This is a genomic window from Pseudaminobacter salicylatoxidans (genome assembly GCF_003148475.1).
Taxonomy (GTDB): domain Bacteria; phylum Pseudomonadota; class Alphaproteobacteria; order Rhizobiales; family Rhizobiaceae; genus Pseudaminobacter; species Pseudaminobacter salicylatoxidans.
The window spans coordinates 20590-42252 of the sequence record NZ_QGGG01000020.1 but is presented as its reverse complement, the minus strand read 5'-3'; the positions used below and the strand labels follow the sequence as shown (position 1 = coordinate 42252).

At 63.3% G+C, this 21663-nt stretch carries 23 protein-coding genes; 14 read left to right on the top strand and 9 right to left on the bottom strand.

Annotation, left to right across the window (positions count from 1 at the left end):
• Positions 1-54 precede the first annotated feature (54 nt).
• From pgeF to C7441_RS21050, 12 genes are all read left to right on the top strand, one after another.
• Entirely contained in the window at positions 55-849 is a 795-nt protein-coding gene (pgeF, locus tag C7441_RS21105) for a peptidoglycan editing factor PgeF (RefSeq protein WP_109614556.1), read from the top strand.
• Positions 849-2000 (top strand): M24 family metallopeptidase, encoded by a 1152-nt coding sequence (locus C7441_RS21100; protein ID WP_109614555.1) that lies wholly within the window; start codon positions 849-851, stop codon positions 1998-2000. The genes pgeF and C7441_RS21100 overlap by 1 nt, the downstream gene beginning before the upstream one ends.
• Before the next feature lie 48 nt (positions 2001-2048).
• Entirely contained in the window at positions 2049-2621 is a 573-nt protein-coding gene (locus C7441_RS21095) for a hypothetical protein (protein WP_040692535.1), read from the top strand.
• Between the two features lie 145 nt (positions 2622-2766).
• Entirely contained in the window at positions 2767-3702 is a 936-nt protein-coding gene (locus C7441_RS21090) for a ribose-phosphate pyrophosphokinase (protein WP_109614554.1), read from the top strand.
• Positions 3703-3909: 207 nt separating this feature from the next.
• Complete coding sequence (locus C7441_RS21085) at positions 3910-5691, top strand: DEAD/DEAH box helicase (protein WP_109614553.1); 1782 nt, start codon at positions 3910-3912, stop codon at positions 5689-5691.
• A gap of 163 nt (positions 5692-5854) precedes the next feature.
• The gene (locus C7441_RS21080) at positions 5855-6484 is read left to right on the top strand and encodes a 50S ribosomal protein L25/general stress protein Ctc (RefSeq protein WP_109614552.1); all 630 of its coding nucleotides are present in this window, start codon (positions 5855-5857) and stop codon (positions 6482-6484) included.
• 26 nt (positions 6485-6510) lie between these two features.
• A complete protein-coding gene (pth, locus tag C7441_RS21075; protein WP_109614551.1) occupies positions 6511-7242 on the top strand; it encodes an aminoacyl-tRNA hydrolase in 732 nt (243 codons plus the stop codon).
• Between the two features lie 123 nt (positions 7243-7365).
• Complete coding sequence (ychF, locus tag C7441_RS21070) at positions 7366-8469, top strand: redox-regulated ATPase YchF (RefSeq protein WP_019171259.1); 1104 nt, start codon at positions 7366-7368, stop codon at positions 8467-8469.
• A gap of 56 nt (positions 8470-8525) precedes the next feature.
• The gene (locus tag C7441_RS21065) at positions 8526-9224 is read left to right on the top strand and encodes an adenosylcobinamide amidohydrolase (protein ID WP_109614550.1); all 699 of its coding nucleotides are present in this window, start codon (positions 8526-8528) and stop codon (positions 9222-9224) included.
• Between the two features lie 234 nt (positions 9225-9458).
• Complete coding sequence (locus C7441_RS21060) at positions 9459-10430, top strand: magnesium transporter CorA family protein (RefSeq protein WP_109614549.1); 972 nt, start codon at positions 9459-9461, stop codon at positions 10428-10430.
• Positions 10431-10526: 96 nt separating this feature from the next.
• Entirely contained in the window at positions 10527-10988 is a 462-nt protein-coding gene (locus C7441_RS21055) for a MaoC family dehydratase (protein WP_109614548.1), read from the top strand.
• The gene (locus tag C7441_RS21050; protein WP_109614547.1) at positions 10985-11455 is read left to right on the top strand and encodes a MaoC family dehydratase; all 471 of its coding nucleotides are present in this window, start codon (positions 10985-10987) and stop codon (positions 11453-11455) included. The genes C7441_RS21055 and C7441_RS21050 overlap by 4 nt, the downstream gene beginning before the upstream one ends.
• Positions 11456-11625: 170 nt before the next feature.
• On the opposite strand, the gene C7441_RS21045 is transcribed toward C7441_RS21050, so the two are convergent.
• The 8 genes from C7441_RS21045 to C7441_RS21010 form a co-directional block, all read right to left on the bottom strand.
• Entirely contained in the window at positions 11626-12171 is a 546-nt protein-coding gene (locus C7441_RS21045; protein ID WP_026060205.1) for an adenine phosphoribosyltransferase, read from the bottom strand.
• Positions 12172-12420: 249 nt separating this feature from the next.
• A complete protein-coding gene (locus C7441_RS21040; protein ID WP_019171252.1) occupies positions 12421-13284 on the bottom strand; it encodes a cytochrome c1 in 864 nt (287 codons plus the stop codon).
• A gap of 26 nt (positions 13285-13310) precedes the next feature.
• A complete protein-coding gene (locus tag C7441_RS21035; protein WP_109614546.1) occupies positions 13311-14615 on the bottom strand; it encodes a cytochrome b in 1305 nt (434 codons plus the stop codon).
• Between the two features lie 20 nt (positions 14616-14635).
• Positions 14636-15199, bottom strand: a complete 564-nt coding sequence (petA, locus tag C7441_RS21030) for a ubiquinol-cytochrome c reductase iron-sulfur subunit (protein ID WP_019171251.1) — start codon at positions 15197-15199, stop codon at positions 14636-14638.
• Between the two features lie 226 nt (positions 15200-15425).
• On the bottom strand, positions 15426-15740 hold the full coding sequence (locus C7441_RS21025) for a DUF6665 family protein (protein WP_109614545.1): 315 nt from the start codon (positions 15738-15740) through the stop codon (positions 15426-15428).
• A 64-nt stretch (positions 15741-15804) separates the two neighbouring features.
• A complete protein-coding gene (locus tag C7441_RS21020) occupies positions 15805-17670 on the bottom strand; it encodes an ABC transporter ATP-binding protein (protein WP_026060204.1) in 1866 nt (621 codons plus the stop codon).
• A 2-nt stretch (positions 17671-17672) separates the two neighbouring features.
• The gene (locus tag C7441_RS21015; RefSeq protein ID WP_109614544.1) at positions 17673-19541 is read right to left on the bottom strand and encodes an ABC transporter ATP-binding protein; all 1869 of its coding nucleotides are present in this window, start codon (positions 19539-19541) and stop codon (positions 17673-17675) included.
• A gap of 20 nt (positions 19542-19561) precedes the next feature.
• The gene (locus C7441_RS21010) at positions 19562-20002 is read right to left on the bottom strand and encodes a hypothetical protein (protein ID WP_146201540.1); all 441 of its coding nucleotides are present in this window, start codon (positions 20000-20002) and stop codon (positions 19562-19564) included.
• A gap of 284 nt (positions 20003-20286) precedes the next feature.
• Between C7441_RS21010 and C7441_RS21005 the strand changes: the two genes are divergently transcribed.
• Both C7441_RS21005 and soxR read left to right on the top strand, forming a co-directional pair.
• Complete coding sequence (locus C7441_RS21005) at positions 20287-20745, top strand: tRNA (cytidine(34)-2'-O)-methyltransferase (RefSeq protein WP_019171246.1); 459 nt, start codon at positions 20287-20289, stop codon at positions 20743-20745.
• Between the two features lie 176 nt (positions 20746-20921).
• Entirely contained in the window at positions 20922-21404 is a 483-nt protein-coding gene (gene soxR, locus C7441_RS21000) for a redox-sensitive transcriptional activator SoxR (protein ID WP_109614543.1), read from the top strand.
• On the opposite strand, the gene C7441_RS20995 is transcribed toward soxR, so the two are convergent.
• Positions 21373-21630 (bottom strand): hypothetical protein, encoded by a 258-nt coding sequence (locus C7441_RS20995; RefSeq protein ID WP_109614580.1) that lies wholly within the window; start codon positions 21628-21630, stop codon positions 21373-21375. The genes soxR and C7441_RS20995 overlap by 32 nt on opposite strands.
• Between the last annotated feature and the right edge of the window lie 33 nt (positions 21631-21663).

Here is a 21663-nt window from a genome sequence, read left to right as displayed (position 1 = left end):
GCGTGAATGATTTTCGCCTTGACGGAACCGCCTTTGCAAAGAACAAGGCGGGCCATGTCAGATCGATCGACGCTCAATCCAATCCGCTCCGCGCGTCTCGACGAAGCTGAGCCCAACGGCATCCGGCACGGCTATTTCACCCGCGTCGGCGGCGTTTCCGAAGGCATCTATCAAGGCCTCAACATCGGCACGGGTTCGTCCGATGACCCCACCCTGGTGCGCGAGAACAGACGCCGCGTGGCTGCATGGATGGGAGTGACCGCCGATTCGCTGCTGAGCGCTCATCAGATTCACTCCCCCGATGTCATCGTTGCGCGCGAGCCCTTCACCGGCGAGCGCCCGAAGGGCGATGCCATCGTTACCGATCGGCCCGGCATCGCCGTCGGCGCCTCGACCGCCGATTGCGGACCGGTGCTGTTCGCCGACCCGCAGGCGCGCATCATTGGCGCGGCGCATGCCGGCTGGAAGGGCGCTTTCGGCGGCGTGCTCGAAAACACCGTCACCACCATGGAAAGCCTGGGCGCGCGGCGCGAGAACATCATCGCCGTGCTCGGCCCCTCCATCGGACCGGAGAACTATGAGGTCGGCCCGGAATTCGTGGAGCGCTTTCTGGCCGCCGATGCGGACAATGAACGCTATTTCGCGCCTTCGCAAAACGCCGGCCATTCGATGTTCGATCTCAATACCTACACCGTGGATCGCCTTCGCAGATTCGGCGTCGCGGCCGAATGCCTCGACCGCTGCACCTATGCGGAAGAAGATCTTTTCTATTCCTACCGCCGCTCCACCCACCGCAAGGAGGCGGATTACGGCCGGCAGATTTCAGCAATCGTTCTGGAGGGGAATTGATGGCGCTGCATTTCGAACGCTCCGAATTTGACGCACGTCGCGACCGCCTGATCATCGAAATGGCCGAGAAGAAGCTCGATGCCGTTCTGCTGTTCGCGCAGGAGAGCATGTACTGGCTGACCGGCTACGATACGTTCGGCTTCTGCTTCTTCCAGTGTCTCGTCGTGAAGGCAGACGGGTCGATGACGCTGCTGACGCGCTCGGCGGACTTGCGGCAGGCGCGCCAGACCTCGATCATTGACAATATCGTGCTGTGGACCGACCGCGACGGTTCCAACCCCGCGCTCGATCTGCGCAACCTGCTCAACGACCTCGACCTGCTCGGCGCGCGCATCGGCATCGAATACGACACGCATGGCCTCACCGCCTACAATGGTCGCCGGCTGGACGAGTTGCTGCAGACCTTCGGGCAGATCGCCGATGCTTCCGGCATCGTCTCGCGGCTGCGCCTGTTCAAGAGCCCGGCCGAAATCAAGAAGGTGGAAAAGGCCGCCGAGCTTGCCGACGCGGCGCTCGACGCCGCCTTGCCGCTCATCAGGCAGGGCGGCGACGAAGGTGCGATCCTCGCCGCCATGCAGGGCGCGATCTTCGAGGGCGGCGGCGACTATCCGGCCAATGAATTCATCGTCGGATCCGGCCCGGACGCGCTGCTGTGCCGCTACAAATCGGGCCGCCGCAAGCTCAACAAGAACGACCAGCTCACGCTGGAATGGGCCGGCGTCTACAATCACTACCATGCCGCCATGATGCGCACCGTGCTGACCGGCAAGGTCTCCAAGCGCCATCAGGAATTGTTCGAGGCAGCCCGCGACGCGCTGCTGGCGGTCGAGAAGGCGATGAGCCCCGGCAACACCTTCGGCGACGTATTCGATGCGCATGCACGCACCATGGAGGCGCATGGCCTGACCAAGCATCGGCTCAACGCCTGCGGCTATTCGCTGGGCGCGCGCTTTGCGCCGTCCTGGATGGACATGCCCATGTTCTATCAGGGCAATCCCGAGCCGATCGCGCCGGACATGACGCTTTTTGCGCATATGATCATCATGGATTCCGAGACCGAAACGGCAATGACGCTGGGGCGCACCTATCTGACGACGGATACGCAGCCGCGGCCACTTTCGCGCCATGATCTCGACCTGATCGTGCAGTGAATCCGGCAGGTTGCAAGAATCGTGGAGCATTTGCATGCAGGGGGTGAAATGACGTCGAGGCGGTTGCCTTTCGCGGCGCTGGCACTGTTGGCCGTTGTCTCCCTTTCCGCCTGCACGAGCACCCAGGACGTGCTCGAGCCTTCCGCCATCGCTGCCCAGCAGCAGGCCGATGGCTCGGCAATCGCATCCACTGTGACATCGTCGGTCACGGCTTCGAGCGATGCGACTGCCCCCACGAGGCCGATTGCACAAAATATTCGCATGCAGATCGCCCCCATCGTCGGCCCCAGCGTGGAGGCTGCCGCGCCGCTCACCGAACGGCTGGCGCTCAAGGCGCGCGAGCGCGGCATCCGTCTCGCCGGCTCCACAGACACGGCGCCCACCACCCATGTGCTGAAGGGCTATTTCTCGGCTCTGACGGAAGGCAAGGAAACGACCGTCGTCTATGTCTGGGATGTCTACGACCCGGACGGCAATCGCCTGCACCGCATCAACGGCCAGCAGAAGGCAGCGACCTCCGGAACCGAGGGCTGGGGCGCGGTTCCGCCCGCCGCCATGCAGGCTATCGCCGACTCGACAGTGAGCGAACTGGCGAGCTGGCTCAGCGGCCAAACCGGTTGAACCGATTTAACCCCACAATCGACTCGGGCGTTTGGACGCATTTGCGGCAAAAATGGTCGAAAAGCGACGACTCCGCTTGCATTGACGGCACAGCCCGCTAAAAGCCCGCTAAATTCTTCCTCTGAAATTTCCGCCAGGGTCGGTCATGAAACTCTTCGCAGGCAACTCCAACCGGGCGCTGGCAGAAGCCGTCGCACGCTATCTCAACATTCCGCTGGGCAAGGCCAGCGTTCGGCGCTTCGCCGATCAGGAAATCTTCGTCGAAATCCAGGAAAACGTTCGCGGCGAAGACGTCTTCATCCTCCAGTCCACCTCCTTCCCGACCAACGATCATCTGATGGAACTGCTCATCATGATCGATGCCTTCATGCGCTCGTCGGCGCGGCGCATCACGGCGGTCATCCCCTATTTCGGTTATGCGCGCCAGGATCGCCGCGCGTCGGGCCGCACACCGATCTCGGCCAAGCTGGTGGCCAACATGATCGCGCGCGCCGGCGCCAACCGCGTGCTGACGCTCGATCTTCACGCTGGCCAGATCCAGGGCTTCTTCGACATCCCGACCGACAACCTGTTCGCCGTGCCGGTCATGGCGCGCGACGTGAAGGCCAAGTACAAGCAGCTCAACAACGTCATGGTCGTCTCGCCGGACGTCGGCGGCGTGGTGCGCGCCCGTGCGCTGGCCAAGCGCCTCGATGCCCAGCTCGCCATCGTCGACAAGCGCCGCGAACGCCCGGGCGAGTCGGAAGTCATGAACGTCATCGGCGACGTGCGCGGCAAGGACTGCCTGCTCATCGACGACATCGTCGATTCCGGCGGCACGCTGTGCAACGCGGGCGACGCGCTGCTTGCCAACGGCGCCACCAGCGTCACGGCCTACATCACCCACGGCGTGCTTTCGGGCGGCGCGGTGGAGCGCATCGCCGGCTCCAAGCTGCAGGAACTGGTCATCACCGATTCCATCCAGCCCACTTCCGCCATCGATGCGGCCCACAATGTGCGTGTCCTGTCCATCGGCGACCTGATCGGCGAAGCGATTTCGCGCACGGCTTCGGAAGAATCCGTCTCCAGCCTGTTCGACTGATCGCAGCTCGATCGAACCACATTGCAAAGGCGCGGATGGCAAAACCGTCCGCGCCTTTGCCGTATCCGGAGGTCAAAATCGCTTCCGGTAGCGGTTAATTGAAGCGACCCTGCTTGCCGAAATGGCCGGCAACAGCTAGGGAAGCCGCCAACCGAAATGCGCGCCGCTGACCGAGCGGCCTGTCGCCCCCATACGAAAGCCTGACCTTTGACTGAATTCGCCATGATGGCGCCCGCGCTGGCGGCCGCTCTCGCATCGCGTGGATATGAGGCGCTGACGCCCGTCCAGAACGCCATGCTGCAACCGGAAGCACGCGATGCCGACCTTCTGGTTTCCGCCCAGACCGGCTCCGGCAAGACCGTCGCCTTCGGCATCGCCGTTGCCCCTACCCTGCTCGGCAGCCGCGAGCGTTTCGACCCCGCCGGTCTGCCGCTGGCGCTGATTGTCGCTCCCACGCGCGAACTGGCCATGCAGGTGCGCCGCGAACTCGAATGGCTCTATCGCGAAACCGGAGCGCGTATCGCCTCCTGCGTCGGCGGCATGGACATGCGCCGCGAACGTCGCGCGCTCGATGAGGGCGCCCACATCGTCGTCGGCACACCGGGCCGCCTGCGCGATCACATCACGCGCGGCTCGCTCGATATTTCGGAACTGCGCGCGGTCGTGCTCGACGAGGCCGACGAGATGCTCGACCTCGGCTTCCGCGACGATCTCGAATTCATCCTTGCCGCCGCCCCTGCCGAACGGCGCACGCTGTTGTTTTCTGCCACCGTGCCGCCGCAGATCGAGCAGCTTGCCCGGCGTTTCCAGCAGAACGCGCAGCGCATCGTCGTGCAAGGTTCGAGCGACCAGCACAGCGACATCGAATATCAGCAGATTTTCGTTGCGCCGGCCGACCGCGAGAATGCCATCATCAACACGCTGCTTTTCCACGACCAGCAGAACGCGATCGTCTTCTGCCACACCCGCGAGGCGGTGAAGCATCTGACCAGCCGCCTCTCCAATCGCGGCTTTCCGGTGGTGTCGCTGTCGGGCGAACTCAGCCAGGCCGAGCGCACCAATGCGCTGCAGGCCATGCGCGACGGCCGCGCCCGCGTGTGCGTGGCCACCGACGTGGCGGCGCGCGGCATCGACCTGCCCAATCTCGGGCTTGTCATCCATGCCGATCTGCCGAGCAATCCCGATACGCTGCTGCACCGTTCCGGCCGCACCGGTCGCGCCGGCCGCAAGGGTATCTGCGCGCTGATCGTGCCGCTGCATCGCCGCGGCGCCGCCAACCGCGTGCTGAAACTGGCAAAACTCACCGCCACCGTCGTCCCCGCGCCGACAGCCAGCGACATCGAGCATCACAACCGGCAGCGCATTCTCGACGATCCGGCACTCGCCCTCGCCCCGAGCGAGGACGAGATCACCTTCGTGCGCGAACTGATGGAGGCGCATGGCGCCGAAAACATCGCCGCCGCCTATCTTCGGCTGCAGCTTTCCTCGCGACCCGTGCCGGAAGAGCTGTCGGAAGTGCCTGCCTATGTGGAAAAGGCACCGCGCGGCAAAGCGCGCGAGGATTTCGCGCCCCGCGACCGCAGCGATTTCGACAATGGCGTCTGGTTCCGCGTCACTGTCGGCCGCAAGCATCGCGCCGAGCCGCGCTGGCTGTTGCCGATGATCTGCAAGGCCGGGCACATCACCAAGCGTGCTGTCGGCTCAATCAGGATCAACGACGCCGACAGCCACTTCGAGATCGCCGGCGACAAGGCCAACGCTTTTTGGGCAACCGTCCAGGAAGCCGGCACCGGTGAAAAAGGCGTGACGATCCAGCGGATCGACGGCAAGGCACCCCCGCGCGAAAAGCCCGTGCGTGAAGCGAGCGGCTGGAACAGCGAAAAGAAGGGCAAGTTCAAGCCGAAGCCGAAAGGCAAGGCCGCCAAGCAGGCCGGCGCTCCTGCCCCCAGGAAACCGAAGAAGAAGTTTTCGAAGGCAAACCAAGGTTGAACACGCCAAAACCTTGCACTGCCAGCCACCTTCCGCTATAGAGCCGCCACCCGCGTAGACACCCTTGGAGGCAACGCGGATGGGGGCGGCCAGCGGCCGCTTTCAACGTTTGAGGCGGGCTTTTGCCCTCTCAGGCGCTCCAATCAACCAGAAAGGAAATGCCATGAGCGACACCAACGTGCTCAAGGCCGAGGCACGCGAACGGGTCGGTAAGGGGTCCGCCCGGGAACTTCGCCGCAACGGCAAGATACCCGCAGTTATTTATGGTGATAAGCAGCCCCCGCTGGCCATCACCCTGTCCTACAAGGACATCTTCTACAAGATTCACGGCGGCGGCTTCATGACCACCGTGGCCACGATCGAAGTCGACGGCCAGAAGATCCAGGCTCTGCCCAAGGATTACCAGCTCGATCCGGTCCGTGACTTCCCGCTGCATGTGGACTTCCTGCGCGTCGGCAAGAACACCGAAGTCAACGTGAACGTGCCCGTGCGCTTCATCAATGAAGAGAAGGCCCCCGGCATCAAGCGCGGCGGCGTGCTCAACATCGTGCGTCACGAAGTCGAGTTCCACTGCCCGGCCAACGCGATCCCGGAGTTCATCGAAGTCGACCTCACCGGTCTCGAGCTCGGTGCCTCGGTCCACATTTCGTCTGTGAAGCTGCCGAAGAACGTGAAGCCGATCATTTCCGACCGCGACTTCACCATCGCGACCGTCGCGGCGCCCGCCGGCCTCAAGAGCGAGGAAGGTGCTGCTGCCGCCGAGGGCGAAGCGGAAGCTGCTTCCGAGGAGTAATCCTCGGCGTCTGGAGGACCCTCTCGATGCTGCTTTTCGCAGGTCTTGGCAATCCGGGCGCGAAATATGCCAACAACCGGCACAATGTCGGCTTCATGGCGGCGGAGGCGATTGCCCGCCGCCATGATTTTTCGCCCTGGTCGAAGAAATTCCAGGGCCAGGTCGCCGAAGGCAGGATCGGCGACGAAAAGGTCATCCTGCTCATGCCGCAGACCTTCATGAACCTGTCCGGCCAGTCGGTCGGCGAGGCGTTGCGCTTCTACAAGCTCTCCCCTTCCGATCTCACCGTCTTCTACGACGAACTCGATCTTGCCGCCGGCAAGGTCCGCGTGAAGGTGGGCGGCGGCGCAGGCGGCCACAACGGTATCCGCTCCATCGACCAGCATTGCGGCAAGGAATACCGCCGCGTGCGCATCGGCATCGGCCATCCCGGCGTCAAGGAGCTGGTCCATGGTCATGTGCTGGGCGACTTTGCCAAGGCCGACCGCGAGTGGCTGGACGTCCTTCTCGACTCCATCGCGGACAATTCCGATCTGATCGCCAAGGGCGACGACAACGGCTTCATGAACCGTGTGACGCTGGCGCTGCGCGACAAGCTGCAACCCACTGGCGCGGACGACACCCCGCCGCCAAAGCCGAAGCCCGCCAAGGCGCAGAGCCATATCCGCCAGGCGCGCCCGCAGGCGCCGGCCGCCAAGGTTCCCGAAGGCGGCCCCATGGCCGCCATGCTGAAGAAGCTCTTCGGCAACAAGGACTGATGCGCGTTTACGCGTCCCACCACCTGCCCACACCGGGTGCGGCGCCGAAGGTGCTTGACGATCGTCGACCCTTTCGCCCATAGCCCTGAGCAAGTTTTCGTATCTCGATAAGGCTAGATCACCATGGGTTTCAAATGCGGCATCGTCGGGCTGCCCAATGTCGGCAAGTCCACGCTCTTCAACGCGCTGACGCGCACGGCGGCGGCGCAGGCCGCCAACTACCCGTTCTGCACCATCGAGCCCAACACCGGCGAGGTGGCGGTGCCGGACTCGCGCCTGAAGAAGATCGCCGAGGTGACGAAGTCGAAGGAGATCATCCCGACCCGCATCTCCTTCGTCGACATCGCCGGGCTCGTGCGCGGAGCCTCGAAGGGCGAAGGCCTGGGCAACCAGTTCCTCGCCAACATCCGCGAGGTCGATGCGATCGTGCACGTGCTGCGCTGCTTCGAGGATGACGACATCACCCACGTCGAGGGCCGCATCGACCCGGTCGCCGACGCCGAGACGGTCGAGACCGAGCTGATGCTCGCCGACCTCGAAAGCCTCGAGCGCCGCATCGTGCAGATCCGCAAGCGCGCCACCGGCAAGGAAAAGGAAGCGCTGACCATCCTGCCGATGATGGAGCAGGCATTGGCGCTGCTGCAGGACGGCAAGCCCGTGCGCATGCTGCTGGACGGCATCGCCCATGAGGACCTCGTCATCCTGCAGGGGCTGAACCTGCTCACCTCGCATCCCGTGCTCTATGTCTGCAACGTGTCGGAAGCCGAAGCCGCGACCGGCAACGAGCACACCGCCGCCGTGGAGAAGATGGCTTCCGCCCAGGGCGCGCGCACCGTGATCATCTCGGCCGCCATCGAGTCGGAAGTCGCCCAGCTTCCCGACGAAGACGCCAAGGAATTCCTCGATGCGCTCGGTCTGGAAGAACCCGGCCTGGATAAGCTCATCCGAGCCGGTTACGAGCTCCTGCACCTCATCACTTATTTCACCGCCGGTCCGAAGGAAACGCGCGCCTGGACCATCCAGAAGGGCACCAAGGCGCCGGGTGCCGCCGGCGTGATCCACACCGATTTCGAGCGCGGCTTCATCCGCGCGCAGACCATCGCCTACAATGACTACGTCACCCTCGGCGGTGAAGTCGCGGCTAAGGAGGCCGGCAAGGCGCGCGACGAAGGCAAGGAATATGTCGTCCAGGACGGCGACGTGATGCTGTTCAAGTTCAACACCTGAGCGATAAGCGCACCGGCGGCCTTGCAGCGGTCCGTGGAGAATGTGAAAAGCGCGGCATGAGCGCCTTTTCCGTTTCCTGCCACGGGCCGTTTCTCGTTGCCGAGTTTGCGGCCCCGCAATCCATGCTGAGCTGGTCACTGACACGGCCGGGTTTCGTCACGGCGCGCAAGGTGGCGTGGCTGCATGTGCGAAACGACGACCTGGGGCCGGACGTGGATGCCGAGGCCTTTCTCGATACGCGGATGACGGCCGCCGGACATGGCGATGCCGTCCATCTCATGACATCACGCGCCGTCTCGAACCATGAAGCCGCCACGGCGACGGTCGGCGACGCAAGCGCCTCGTGCCTCGCCACCGTTGGCCTTGGCAATGCCGGCAGGGTCGGCGCTGCACCGCAGGCGGCCGCGAGAGCAGGAACGATCAATCTGCTTGCGCATTGCGGTCGCCCGCTCACCGAGGCAGGGCTGATCGAGGCATTGTCCATCGCCACGGAAGCCCGCACTGCCGCGATCATGGACCTCTGCTGGCAAGTTCGGGACGGTGTGGCAACCGGCACCGGAACGGATTGCATCGTCGTGGCCGCGCCCGCACGCGGCGCCGGCGAGCGTTTCGCTGGCCTGCATACGGATATTGGCGCCGTCATCGGCCGCGCCGTCTACGACGCCGTCCTTCGCGCCGGCAAGCAGTGGATCGAGGAGCAGCGGCATGCCGGCATGTTCGCACTCGCCCCTGCCGCCGCGGCGGAAATCCGGTGATCCGCCTGCGCGGACACACCGCGTTCATACCCAGAGCGCATCCTTGACGCGTCGAATCGCAGCGGCTAGAGCATGCCCCACGTGCGAGGGAACCGGTTTTCGGAAAAAGATCATGCTCAAACAAATAGATAGAGCATGATGACGTTTCCGGGAAAGGCCATTACCCTCTAAGCGATACGACTTCGATGCGTCCGCTACCGGCGCGCTTCCCTCCTCGATCACGGAGAAGTAACGATGATCAGGGCATATGTGGTCGATGGCGAGCGGCTGCGCCCGGTGGATGACCTCGAGCAGCACAGGGATGCCATTGTCTGGGCAGACCTTCTCAACCCCACGCGGGAAGAGGAAGCCGAGGTCGAACGCTGGCTGGGTATCGGCGTGCCCACTCGCGAGGAGATGGAGGAAATCGAGATTTCCTCACGCCTCTACATCGAAGACGGCGCCAACTTCATGACCGCCACGCTGCCGGCGCAAACTGAAGGCGACCACCCGGTCATGTCTCCAGTTACCTTCGTACTGGCCGGCAAGAGGCTGATCACCGTGCGCTATCACGAGCCGCGCGCCTTCCTCACCTTCCCCATGCGAGCCGAGAAGATCGCCATGGGCTGCACCAGCGGCGACACCATCCTGATCAGCCTGCTGGAAGCGATCGTGGACCGCCTTGCCGACGTACTGGAGCGCATCGGCGGCGATATCGACGGCATCTCCCATCGCATCTTCAAGCCAAACTCCGACAAGCCCTCCAAGCGTGACCGCGATTTCCGCCGCATCTTCCAGACGATCGGGCGCAAGGAGGAACTGACTTCCAATATTCGCCAGAGCCTGATGACCCTGCAACGCCTGTCCGGCTTTCTCGGCAACGTCCTGCTGCAAAGCAAGAACAAGGATCTGCGCGCACGCATCAAGACCCTGTCGCGCGACATCGCCTCGTTGACCGATCACGCCTCGTTCCTGTCCAACAAGATCGTCTTCCTGCTCGACGCCACGCTCGGCATGGTCAATATCGAGCAAAGCGCCATCATCAAGATTTTCTCGGTCGCGGCGGTGATCTTCCTGCCACCCACGGTGGTCGCGTCCATCTACGGCATGAACTTCGAAATCATGCCCGAATTGAAATGGGCGCTCGGCTACCCCTTCGCGCTGTTCCTGATGGTGCTCTCGGCCGTGCTGCCATATCTCTATTTCAAGCGGCGCGGCTGGCTGTAACAAGCGGAAGACCGGCGGTGGCTTCACGTCATGGCTTGCCCGCCCTGCCCCCAACCGTCACAATGAAAAAGTTCAAAACTGAACGGGATTGCGTGAATGACGGACAAGAAATGGGCTTATGAGGATTTCGCCGAAGGACTGGCGATCGACCTCGGCACCAAGGACGTGACGGCCGCGGAAATCATCGAATTCGCATCGGAATTTGATGCCCAGCCGATGCATCTGGATGAGGAGGCCGGAAAGGCCAGCATATTGGGCGGCCTTTCGGCCTCCGGCTGGCACACATGCTCGATGTTCATGCGCATGATGTGCGACGCTTTCCTGCTCGATTCGACGTCACAGGGCGCCCCCGGCATCGAATATGCGCGCTGGAAGAAGCCTGTGCTGGCCGGCGACACGCTGACCGGCCGCTCGACCGTGGTTGCGCACAGAACGTCCAATTCACGCCCGCAACTTGGGCTCGTCACCTTCCGCCATGAACTGTTCAACCAGAAGGGCGAAAACGTGTTCGAGCTGGAGAACACGGGCATGTTCCTGAAGCGCGGGGTGACGGCATGACGCTCGACGAATTTTTCGAGGTCGGCGTCACCGTCACGCTCGGCTCGCATACCTTTACGGCCGAGGCCATCAAGGATTTTGCCCGCAAATACGATCCGCAACCCTTCCACGTGGACGAAAGGAAGGCCGAAGGCACAGTGTTCGGCAGGCTGTGCGCCTCCGGCTGGCACACGACAGCCATGTGGATGCGCTACAGTCTCGCGCATCTTGCCAAAACCGGCGCACGGCCCTGGACCGGCCCCGGCGAAGCGCCCGAATTCGGCCCCTCCCCCGGCTTCAAGAACCTGAAATGGCAGAAGCCCGTCTATGCTGGCGAAACCATCACCTTCACCCGCACCGGGCTAAGCCATCGCCCGATTGCCAGCCGCCCCGGCTGGCGCGTCTTGCTGCTGCTCGCCGAGGCTCACGATTCCACCGGTGACAAGGTGATGGAATTTGAAAGCGCGGTGCTGGTGAAGGCCGGCTGATTTTTTGCCAGTCCGGCATGAGGTGGACGGCGTTAAAGCATTTTGTAGCCAGGCGCAATCGCCTGGCGTCGCACAGATGCGGCTAAGAAAACCAGGCGGTACAGCGGAACCATGTTCGTCAGAACGCCCACGATCATCGGGTAGAAGAAATCCACCCGCCTGCTTCCGTTTCAATGTCCCTCGAATTCGATCAGCGTGCGCACCGGCACGCCTAGCGCCTCGAGCTTCTGGCGGCCGCCGAGTTCGGGCAGGTCGATGACGAAGCATGCGGCCACGATGTCCGCACCCATCTGGCGCAGCAGCTTTGCCGCAGCCTCCGCCGTGCCGCCCGTGGCGATCAGGTCGTCCACCAGGATCACCTTCTCACCCGGCTCGATCGCATCCTTGTGCATCTCCATCTCGTCCAGGCCGTATTCCAGGCTGTAGGCGATGCGCACGGTGTCGTGCGGCAGCTTGCCCTTCTTGCGGATCGGCACGAAGCCGGACGAAAGCTGATGCGCAATGGCGCCGCCAAGGATGAAGCCGCGCGCCTCGATGCCGGCGATCTTGTCGATCTTCGATCCCGCATAGGGGTGCACCAGTTCGTCTATCGCCCGGCGAAAGGCCCGCGCATTGCCCAGCAGGGTGGTGATGTCTCGGAACATGACGCCGGGCTTGGGATAGTCGGGGATGTTCCTGATCGAGGAACGCAGCATTTCTTCGAGTGATGGCTTCATTGTCAGGAATCCCGTGGTCGGCCGGAAGAACGGGCGAGCGGCTTGATCGGCTCGCGGCGTTGAAGTCATTCCGCCGAAAATGGCGAAGGTTGATATAGGGCGGCGCTGCCAGCGGCTGAAACCTCTTCGCCGGCGGCGAATGGCGACTGCCGAAAGCTGCATCCTTCCTCATCGTTGTGCCGCGATATGCGCAAAAAGAAAAGGGCGCCGAAGCACCCTTTTCATCCATATCGTCCCCGAAAGACGCGATCAGTGCGCGACGTTCGACCAGACCTTGCGCTTGGTCAGATAAACCAACGCGCCGAACAGCAGCACGAACACCATGACGCTGAAGCCGGTCTGCTTGCGTGCCTCCAGATGCGGCTCGGCGGCCCACATCAGGAATGCCGAAACGTCGCGCGAATACTGGTCTACAGTCTCGGGCGAACCGTCGTCATAGGTCACCTGGCCGTCCGAGATCGGCTTGGCCATTGCCAGCGACTTGCCGGCGATGAAGAACGGGTTGTAGTGCGTTCCCTCGGCGACTTCCATGCCAGCCGGCGGCTCGTGATCGTAACCGGTCAGCAGGGCATGGATGTAGTCCGGGCCACCTTCCGCATACTGGGTGAAGATGTCGAACACGAAGGTCGGGAAGCCACGCTCCACCGCGCGGGCCTTGGCCAGCAGCGACATGTCGGGCGGAGCAGCCCCGCCATTCGCGGCCGCGGCGGCAGCCTCGTTCGGGAATGGCGACGGGAAGTGATCGTTCGGGCCGGCCTTGCGGGTGAACATTTCGCCATCCGCGTTCGGGCCGTCCTCGACCTCGTATTCGGCGGCGAAGGCCTTCACCTGCTCTTCCGAATAGCCGAGGTCGGCCAGGGTGCGGAACGCGACCAGGTCCATCGAATGGCAGGCCGAGCACACTTCCTTGTAGACCTTCAGCCCGCGCTGGAGCTGAGCCCGGTCATAGGTGCCGAACGGGCCGGAGAAGCTCCACTTCTCCTGCGTCGGCTTCATGATCGGGAAATGTGTCGGTTCCGCCGCATTGTGCGCCTCTTCCGCGGCCGTGGCGGCGCCGAGCGCGCCGGCCATGACCAGACCGAAAGCAGCCAATCCGTTGAGAATCTTTTTCATCTGGATATTCCTCTCAAGATTCTCGCTTAGCCTTTGACTTCCGGCGATGCCGCGGCACCAGCGGGCTGAACCGAAGCGCCGGCCTTGTTCTTCTCAAGCACGGCTTCGGTGATCGAGTTCGGCATGCGCCGGGGCGTTTCGATCAGACCGAGCACCGGCATGATGATCAGGAAGAAGGCGAAGTAATAGAAGGTCGAGAACTGAGCCATGATCACATAGCTGCCTTCCGCCGGGCGCGAACCGAGCCAACCCAGGAAGATGGCGTTGGCCACGAACAGCCAGAAGAACAGCTTGTACCAGGGCCGATAGACCGCCGAGCGCACCTTCGAAGTGTCGAGCCACGGCACGAAGAACAGCACCGCGATCGAGCCGAACATCGCGATCACGCCGCCAAGCTTGGAGTCGATCGGACCGATGTTGAAGGTGATGGCGCGCAGGATCGCGTAGAACGGCAGGTAGTACCATTCCGGAACGATATGCGCCGGCGTCTTCAGCGAGTTGGCCTGGATGTAGTTGTCCGGGTGGCCGAGGAAGTTCGGGATGTAGAAGATGAAGTAGGCGAACACGAACACGAACACGATCATGCCGAACGCGTCCTTGATGGTCGCGTAGGGCGTGAAGGCGACGACGTCGGTCTTCGACTTCACTTCGATGCCGGTCGGGTTGGTCTGGCCGACGACATGCAGCGCCCAGACGTGCAGGACCACGACGCCCGCGATCATGAACGGCAGCAGGTAGTGCAGCGCGAAGAACCGGTTCAGCGTCGGATTGTCCACGGCAAAGCCACCGAGCAGAAGCTGCTGGATCCAGTCGCCCACAAGCGGAATGGCGGTGAAGAAGCCGGTGATGACGGTTGCGCCCCAGAAGCTCATCTGGCCCCACGGCAACACGTAGCCCATGAAGCCGGTCGCCATCATCAGGAGATAGATGATGCAGCCCAGGATCCACAGCAGCTCACGCGGCGCCTTGTAGGAGCCGTAGTAGAGGCCGCGCATGATGTGGATATAGACGGCGATGAAGAAGAACGATGCGCCGTTGGCGTGCATGTAGCGCAACAGCCAGCCGGAGTTCACGTCGCGCATGATCTTTTCGACCGACTGGAAGGCCAGCGTCGTGTCGGACACATAGTGCATGGCCAGCACAATGCCGGTGATGATCTGCGCAGCCAGCATCAGCGAAAGAATGCCGCCGAACGTATAGGCATAATTCAGGTTGCGCGGCACGGGATAGGAAATGAAGGAATCGTGGATGAGACGCGGCAAGGGCATGCGCGCATCCATCCAACGACCGATGCCTGTAGTAGGTGAATAGGTAGAGTGTCCACCGCTCATGGAATTAGGTCCCCTCTGCCTCAGCCGATCCGGATGGTGCTGTCGGAAATGAATGAGAAGGTCGGGATCGCCATATTTTCAGGCGCCGGACCTTTGCGGATACGGCCTGCGGTATCGTAATGCGAACCGTGGCACGGGCAGAACCAGCCACCGAAATCGCCCTGCTGGCCGAGCGGCACGCAACCCAGATGGGTGCACACGCCGACCATCACCAGCCAGTTTTCCTTGCCGTCGCCGGCCGAACGATCGATGTCGGTCGCCTGGGCATCGCCGGACAGGTTGGCGTTGCGCGCCACCGGGTCTTTCAACTCGGCCAGCGGCACTTCCTGCGCGGACTTGATTTCTTCCGGCGTGCGGTTGCGGATGAACACCGGTTTACCACGCCACTTGACCGTCAGAGACATGCCCGGCGTCAGCGACGAGACATCGACCTCGATGGACGACGCGGCCAGCGTCGAGGCATCGGGGCGCATCTGGTCGATGAAGGGCCAGGCGACAGCCGCCGCGCCCACGACACCGGCCATGCCGGTCGCCACATAGAGAAAGTCACGACGGGTTGGGTCGATCGTATCGTTTGCGCTCACGGGATTATGATCCTTTCGCCTTACCCTCGCCGGCGGCAGAGCCTGGTCCCCGCTCATTTATCGACGGCCCGGCCCGCATAGCGGAACAGGCTGACGAAATCCTCCGGCATTCGGGATCGGTTTATGCGTGAAGAACACTCTTGTCCAGACGGGACAACGAGGTGAGGGCAGATTGTCGCGGGTTAGGCACAGTAGCCGGCGAAAGCGGCGAAATGGCGACCCGTGCCTACTTTGCCCCCAATCGGGCAAGCACCGCGCGGGGGATCCGGTAGTCGCGGATCACATCGTCATGCTTGCGCAGGCCGCACAGCTCGCGCTGGATGAAATAGGCATGGACCGATTCGGCTGCGGCCTTCAGCAGCAGCAGCCGCTCGTCTGCCGCTCCCTGATGCTCGCGCAATTGCGTCAGCGCCAGCTCTGCGCGGCGCCCTGCCCTGCCCAGCGAGATCGCCATCTCCTCCAGCAATTCGCGCTGGAGAACGTCCTGCCCGCTTTCCGGATTCGGCAGGTGGGAACGTCGGCCCGGCGGTCGCAGCGTCATCGCGCGCGCTCCCCGCCGGCAGCGACCGGCGACGAAAACACGCGATGTGGCAAAGCTTGGCGCGTCATGCCGGCCGTGTGGCCTCCTCGTTGAACAGGAAACCGCCGGACTGCCGCTTCCAGAGCCGCGCATAAAGCCCGTCGAGCGCCACCAGATCGTCATGGGTGCCCTGCTCGACGATGCGCCCGCCTTCCAGCACCACCAGCCTGTCGAGGGCGGCGATGGTGGACAAACGATGCGCGATGGCGATGACCGTCTTGCCGTGCATCAGCGCCTGAAGGTTTTCCTGAATCGCGGCTTCCACATCCGAGTCGAGCGCGGAAGTCGCCTCGTCCAGCACCAATATAGGCGCGTCCTTGAGGAAAACACGGGCAATCGCGATGCGTTGGCGCTGGCCACCGGAAAGTTTTACGCCCCGCTCGCCGACAAAGGCGTCATAGCCGGTACGGCCGCGATTGTCGCGAAGCTGCAGGATGAATTCATGCGCCTCGGCCTTCTTGGCCGCCGCGACCACTTCGGCATCCGTGGCGTCGGGCATACCGAGCCTGATATTGTCGCGCAGCGAACGGTGGAACAGCGCCGTATCCTGGCTGACAACGCCGATATTGGCGCGTAGCGAATCCTGCGTGACCGTGGCGACATCCTGCCCGTCGATCAGGATGCGCCCGCCCTCCATGTCGTAGAGCCGCAGCATCAGATTGATGAAGGTGGTCTTGCCGGCGCCGGAAGGCCCGATCAGGCCGACCTTCTCGCCCGGCTTCACCACCAGATCGATGCCGTTCAGCACGCCCGAGCCCTTGCCGTAGTGGAACACCACGCGCTCGGCCCGGATTTCGCCGCCCGTCACCACGAGATCGGTGGCCCCCGGCTTATCGACGAGGCCCAGCGGCTGCGAGATCAGCGCCTTGGAGTTTTCCAGCACGCCGAGATTTCGCAGGATGCCATTGAGCTGCATCATCAGCCGGCCGAGCAGCATGTTGAGCCGCAGAACGAGGCTCAGCGTGAAGGCCACCGCGCCGACCGTGATCGAACCCTCCACCCACAGATAGATGGCAAAGGCGGCAATGACCGTGATCATCACGCCCGACAGCGCCGTCAGCGCCATGCGCACGCCGGTGAGCCGCCGGGTAAAGGGGCGCAGCGCCCCGAGATAGATGTCGAAGCCGCCCCGGATATAGCGGTCGTCGCCATCGGCGGCGAACAGCTTCAACGTCTGGATGTTGGAATAGGAATCGACAATGCGCCCGTTGATCATCGAGCCCGCTTCCGCCGTCGCTTCGGCATGGCGACGGATCGAAGGAAGGTAGCGGCGTGCGAGGAAGCCGAAAGCAACGATCCAGATAACCACCAGGCCGGCCAGCCGCATGTCCAGTCCAGCCACCAGTATCAGCGTCGTGACCGTATAGACGATCATGAACCAGACGACCTCGATGAAGCTTTCCATCAGGTCGCCGGTCGCCTGCCCCGCCTGCCATACCTTGGTGGCGATGCGGCCGGCGAAATCATTCTGGAAGAAGGCGTAGGACTGGCGCGAGACATGCCGATGCGCCTGCCAGCGCACCAGGTTGTAGAAACCCGGCGTTATCGTCTGCTCGTCGACCAGGGCGGAAAGGCCGACCACCACCGTGCGCAGGAGAAGAACGGTGGCCGCCATGAACAGCAGCTCGGGGCCGGCCGCCTCCCACAGCCCCGACCAGCTACGCTCACTGGACGCGTTGTCGAGAATATCGACCACGCGCCCGACGAAATAGAACAGCCCCGCCTCAACCAGCGGGGCGATGCCGCCGATGACGAGCATGGCGAAGAAGGCCAGCTTCGCCTGCCCGACATAGTGCCACAGAAAGCCCCGTACTGTTGTCGGCGGTCGAAGATCGGCGGGTTCCTTGAAGGGGTTCACCCATTTTTCGAACACCTCGTAAACAGCACGCATGCTCATTCTGCGGCAATGTCCTTTCCGGCAGTTGTGGTTTCGACCTCTTGCGGCAGGAAGCCGCCCGACTGGCGCGACCATAGCTGGGCATAAAGCCCGCCGCGCGCCACAAGTTCCTCGTGCGAGCCTTCCTCGATGAGGCTGCCCTTGTCCATCACCACAAGGCGATCCATCGCCGCAATGGTGGAAAGACGGTGGGCGATGGCGATGACGGTCTTGCCCTCCATCAGCCGATAGAGGTTTTCCTGGATCGCCGCCTCCACTTCCGAATCGAGTGCGGAGGTCGCTTCGTCGAGGATCAGGACCGGTGCATCCTTCAGCATCACGCGCGCAATGGCAATGCGCTGCCGCTGTCCGCCGGACAGCTTCACGCCGCGTTCGCCCACATGCGCGTCGAAGCCCGTGCGGCCCTTGGCATCGACGAGCGTGGCGATGAAGTCCTCTGCCGAGGCGCTGCGCACTGCTTCGACCATCTCTTCATCGCCAGCGTCGGGGCGGCCGTAGAGGATGTTCTCGCGCACCGAACGGTGCAGCAGCGAGGTGTCCTGCGTAACCATGCCGATCTCGGCCCTCAGCGAATCCTGCGCCACGGCGGAAATGTCCTGCCCGTCGATCGTAATGCGGCCGCTTTCGAGATCGTAGAAACGCAGCAGCAGGTTGACGAGCGTGGATTTTCCCGCGCCGGAACGCCCCACCAGCCCCACCTTCTCGCCGGGCTTGATGGACAGCGACAGCTCCTCGATGACACCCTTGCCCTTGCCGTAGTGGAAGCCGATGCGGTCGAACTCGATCCCGCCCTTGTCGACGACGAGATCGGGCGCGCCGGGCCTGTCCTCCACCAACCGGGGCAGCGAGATCGAATTGATGCCGTCCTGCACCGTGCCGATATTCTCGAACAGGCCGGAGACCTCCCACATGATCCATTGCGACATGCCCCACAGCCGAAGCACGAGGCCGATCGCCACCGCCACCGCGCCGATCGACACGACCTCGCCGAGCCACAAATTAATCGCAAGCGCGCCGACCGACAGAAGCAGGAGCGAGTTGAGAGCGTAAACCACCAGATAGAAGGCCGTGATCAGCCTGCCCTGCGCATAGGCCGTCGTCATGAAATCGCTCATGCCTTCGCGCGCATAGTCGGCCTCGCGCCGCGCGTGCGAGAACAGCTTCACCGTCTGGATGTTGGTGTAGCTGTCGACGATGCGCCCCGTCATCAGCGAGCGGGCGTCGGCCTGCGCCGCCGCCACCTTGCCGAGCCTCGGCACGAAGAGCCGCAGCACGACCAGATAGCAGAGCAGCCAGATCAGCAGCGGCGCCACCAGCCGCCAGTCGGCCGAGCCGACGATCACCAGCACGCCGATGAAATAGACGATGACGTAGTTCAGCACCTCGACGAACTTGATGATCGTCTCGCGCACGGCCAGCGCCGTCTGCATCAGCTTGGTGGCGATGCGGCCTGCGAACTCGTCCTGGTAGAAGGTCATCGACTGGTTGAGCAGATAGCGATGCACCTGCCAGCGGATGCGCATCGGGTAGTTGCCGAACAGCGTCTGGTAGGTGTTGAAGGACGACAGCGCCACCGTCGCCGGCAAGACGATGCCAACGACCAGCGCCATGCCCACGAGCTTCCACCACTCGGTTTGCAGGAAAGTCTCGCGGTCATGCGCCGACAGCCAGTCCACGATATTGCCGAGGAAGCCGAACATCCAGACTTCCATGATGGCGATCAGCGCCATGGTGATTGCCGCCAGCAACACGAAGGGCCATGCAGGCTTCGTGAAATGCCAGCAGAACGCGGCCAGCGTCCTAGGCGGCTCCACGGGCTTGCCCGCGGGAAACGGGTTCAGTCTCTGTTCAAACCAGCGAAACATGTCATTCTCTCGAAGTCTTGTCAGGCGGCCCGTTCCAGCGGGCGCGCGCAGTCGTCTTTGTCGTCACCGGTTCGGCCGGGGCCGCGCTCTGAGTCGTGGCCGGCCTTCCCTATGTAGGATGCGCAGCTCGCGATGCCGACCCCCTCGCCGGTCCCTGCTGACACGGTCGCGACAGGAGTTGGCCGGGAGGCCATCCGCAGGACGATTGCGCCCAATCCGTCGAGCAACCTGCGCAGCGGCGAACGGTATCCCGGATCGGGGCCGGCCCCCGAAAGGTCGATGTCGGGCAGACCGCGGCGGCGGCGCGTTTCATATGGCTGATCAAGCGGCACCCGCGCGCCGATGGTCAGCGCCCAGGCGGCAAGCTTACGCTCCTGCAAGCTGGTGCGCCCGTCGGGAGGAAAGTTATAGTCGGGCAGTTGTGGCGGGGTACCTGGCCCCCTGGAACGGGAAAATGGCATCGCGAAAATTCCTTCGGAAACGGAAAAAGTGTCCGGCGGAATTCGAGACGATGCTGCTTTGGAATGTCAGGAAGTAAAAAGCGTCGAACCGAAACCGCCGTCAGGCCTTATGGCCGTGCATTGGGAGCAAAAAGATACGAACAGTCATGACTTTCTCCCTCGGTTCGAGTTGACAATGCAGGCTCTATAGACCCATTGCGCCCAAAACACCATGCCGGCGGCCTGGATTTCCGCTGCGGCAGCAACGCTGTTGCCAGCATGCAACAGATTAGCGGAGGCAAATATTGAACGAAGGCATCCGCATCGCGCTCTATCAGCCCGACATCGCCGGCAATACCGGCACCATATTGCGCATGGCCGCCTGCCTCGGGCTCGCCGTCGACATCATCGAACCCGCCGGCTTCGACCTCTCCGACCGCAATCTGCGCCGCGCCGGCATGGACTATCTCGAAATGGCTGCCCTGACGCGCCATGTCGATTTCGCGGCCTTCGACGCCTGGCGCGTCGCGGAAGGGCGCAGGCTGGTGCTTTTCACCACCAAAGCAGCGATCCCCTATACGGATTTCAGCTATGCCGATGGCGACATAGTACTTTTTGGCCGCGAATCTGCGGGCGTACCCGAACATGTGCACGCGCGCGCCGATGCCCGCCTTCTCATCCCAATGCGCGGCGGCGGCCGCAGCCTGAATCTCGCGCTCAGCACGGCCATGGCCGCCGGCGAGGCGATGCGGCAACTCGGCTGAAACCTCTTCCTCCACTCCCACGATCACTGCAAAGCGGCCGACGCGACGCCCGCGCACCGTCACCCAGCCTGCGATTCCCAACCTGACAAACATGCCTTCATCCTTCGGTTTGCGTGGCGAAGGATCCACTGATACAACCTCAACAATACTTGAGGTCAAGCAGGGACGGACAGGTCATGGGCAGGGAGCTCTCGGTCGGCGAAGTCGCCAGGCGCAGTGGCGTCGCCGTGTCGGCGCTGCATTTCTACGAAACCAAGGGGCTCATCCGCAGCCACCGTACCGGCGGCAACCAGCGCCGCTACAGTTCCGACGTGCTGCGCCGGGTGGCGGTCATCCGCGTTGCGCAGGAAGTGGGCATTTCGCTCGCCGACATCGCGCATGCGCTCGCCTCGCTGCCGGACGGACGCACGCCGACCCGCGCGGACTGGCGCATGCTTTCGGAAGGCTGGGCCGCCGATCTCGACCGCCGCATCCTGCAACTGCAGAAGCTGCGCGAGGGCCTCACCGGCTGCATCGGCTGTGGATGCATGTCGTTGGATCACTGCCCGCTGCACAATCCCGACGACAGGCTGGGCGCCGAAGGAGCCGGCCCCCGCCGGTTGCTGGTCGCGGCCGCGCGCAATGGCGTCAATCGGAGGAAGGCAGCCGCCGGATCGTGAACTCGATGACGTCGCCCGGCCATTCGAACCAGCTTTCGATGGCGGTCCAGTAGGCCTGCTTCGGCCAGCGCGCGAACCATTCCTGCGCCTTGGCGCGCGCGTCCCCGCGTGGCAGCACGAAAGTTTCGCGCAAGAACCCGTCGCGCGGCTGATGCGCACGCGCGGCCCGGCTTTCGTCCAGCCTCTTCTTTAGACCATCGAGCGGCGGTCTCGTCGGGGTACGCACGAGGAACTCCTTGACCCTGATCACCAAGAGATT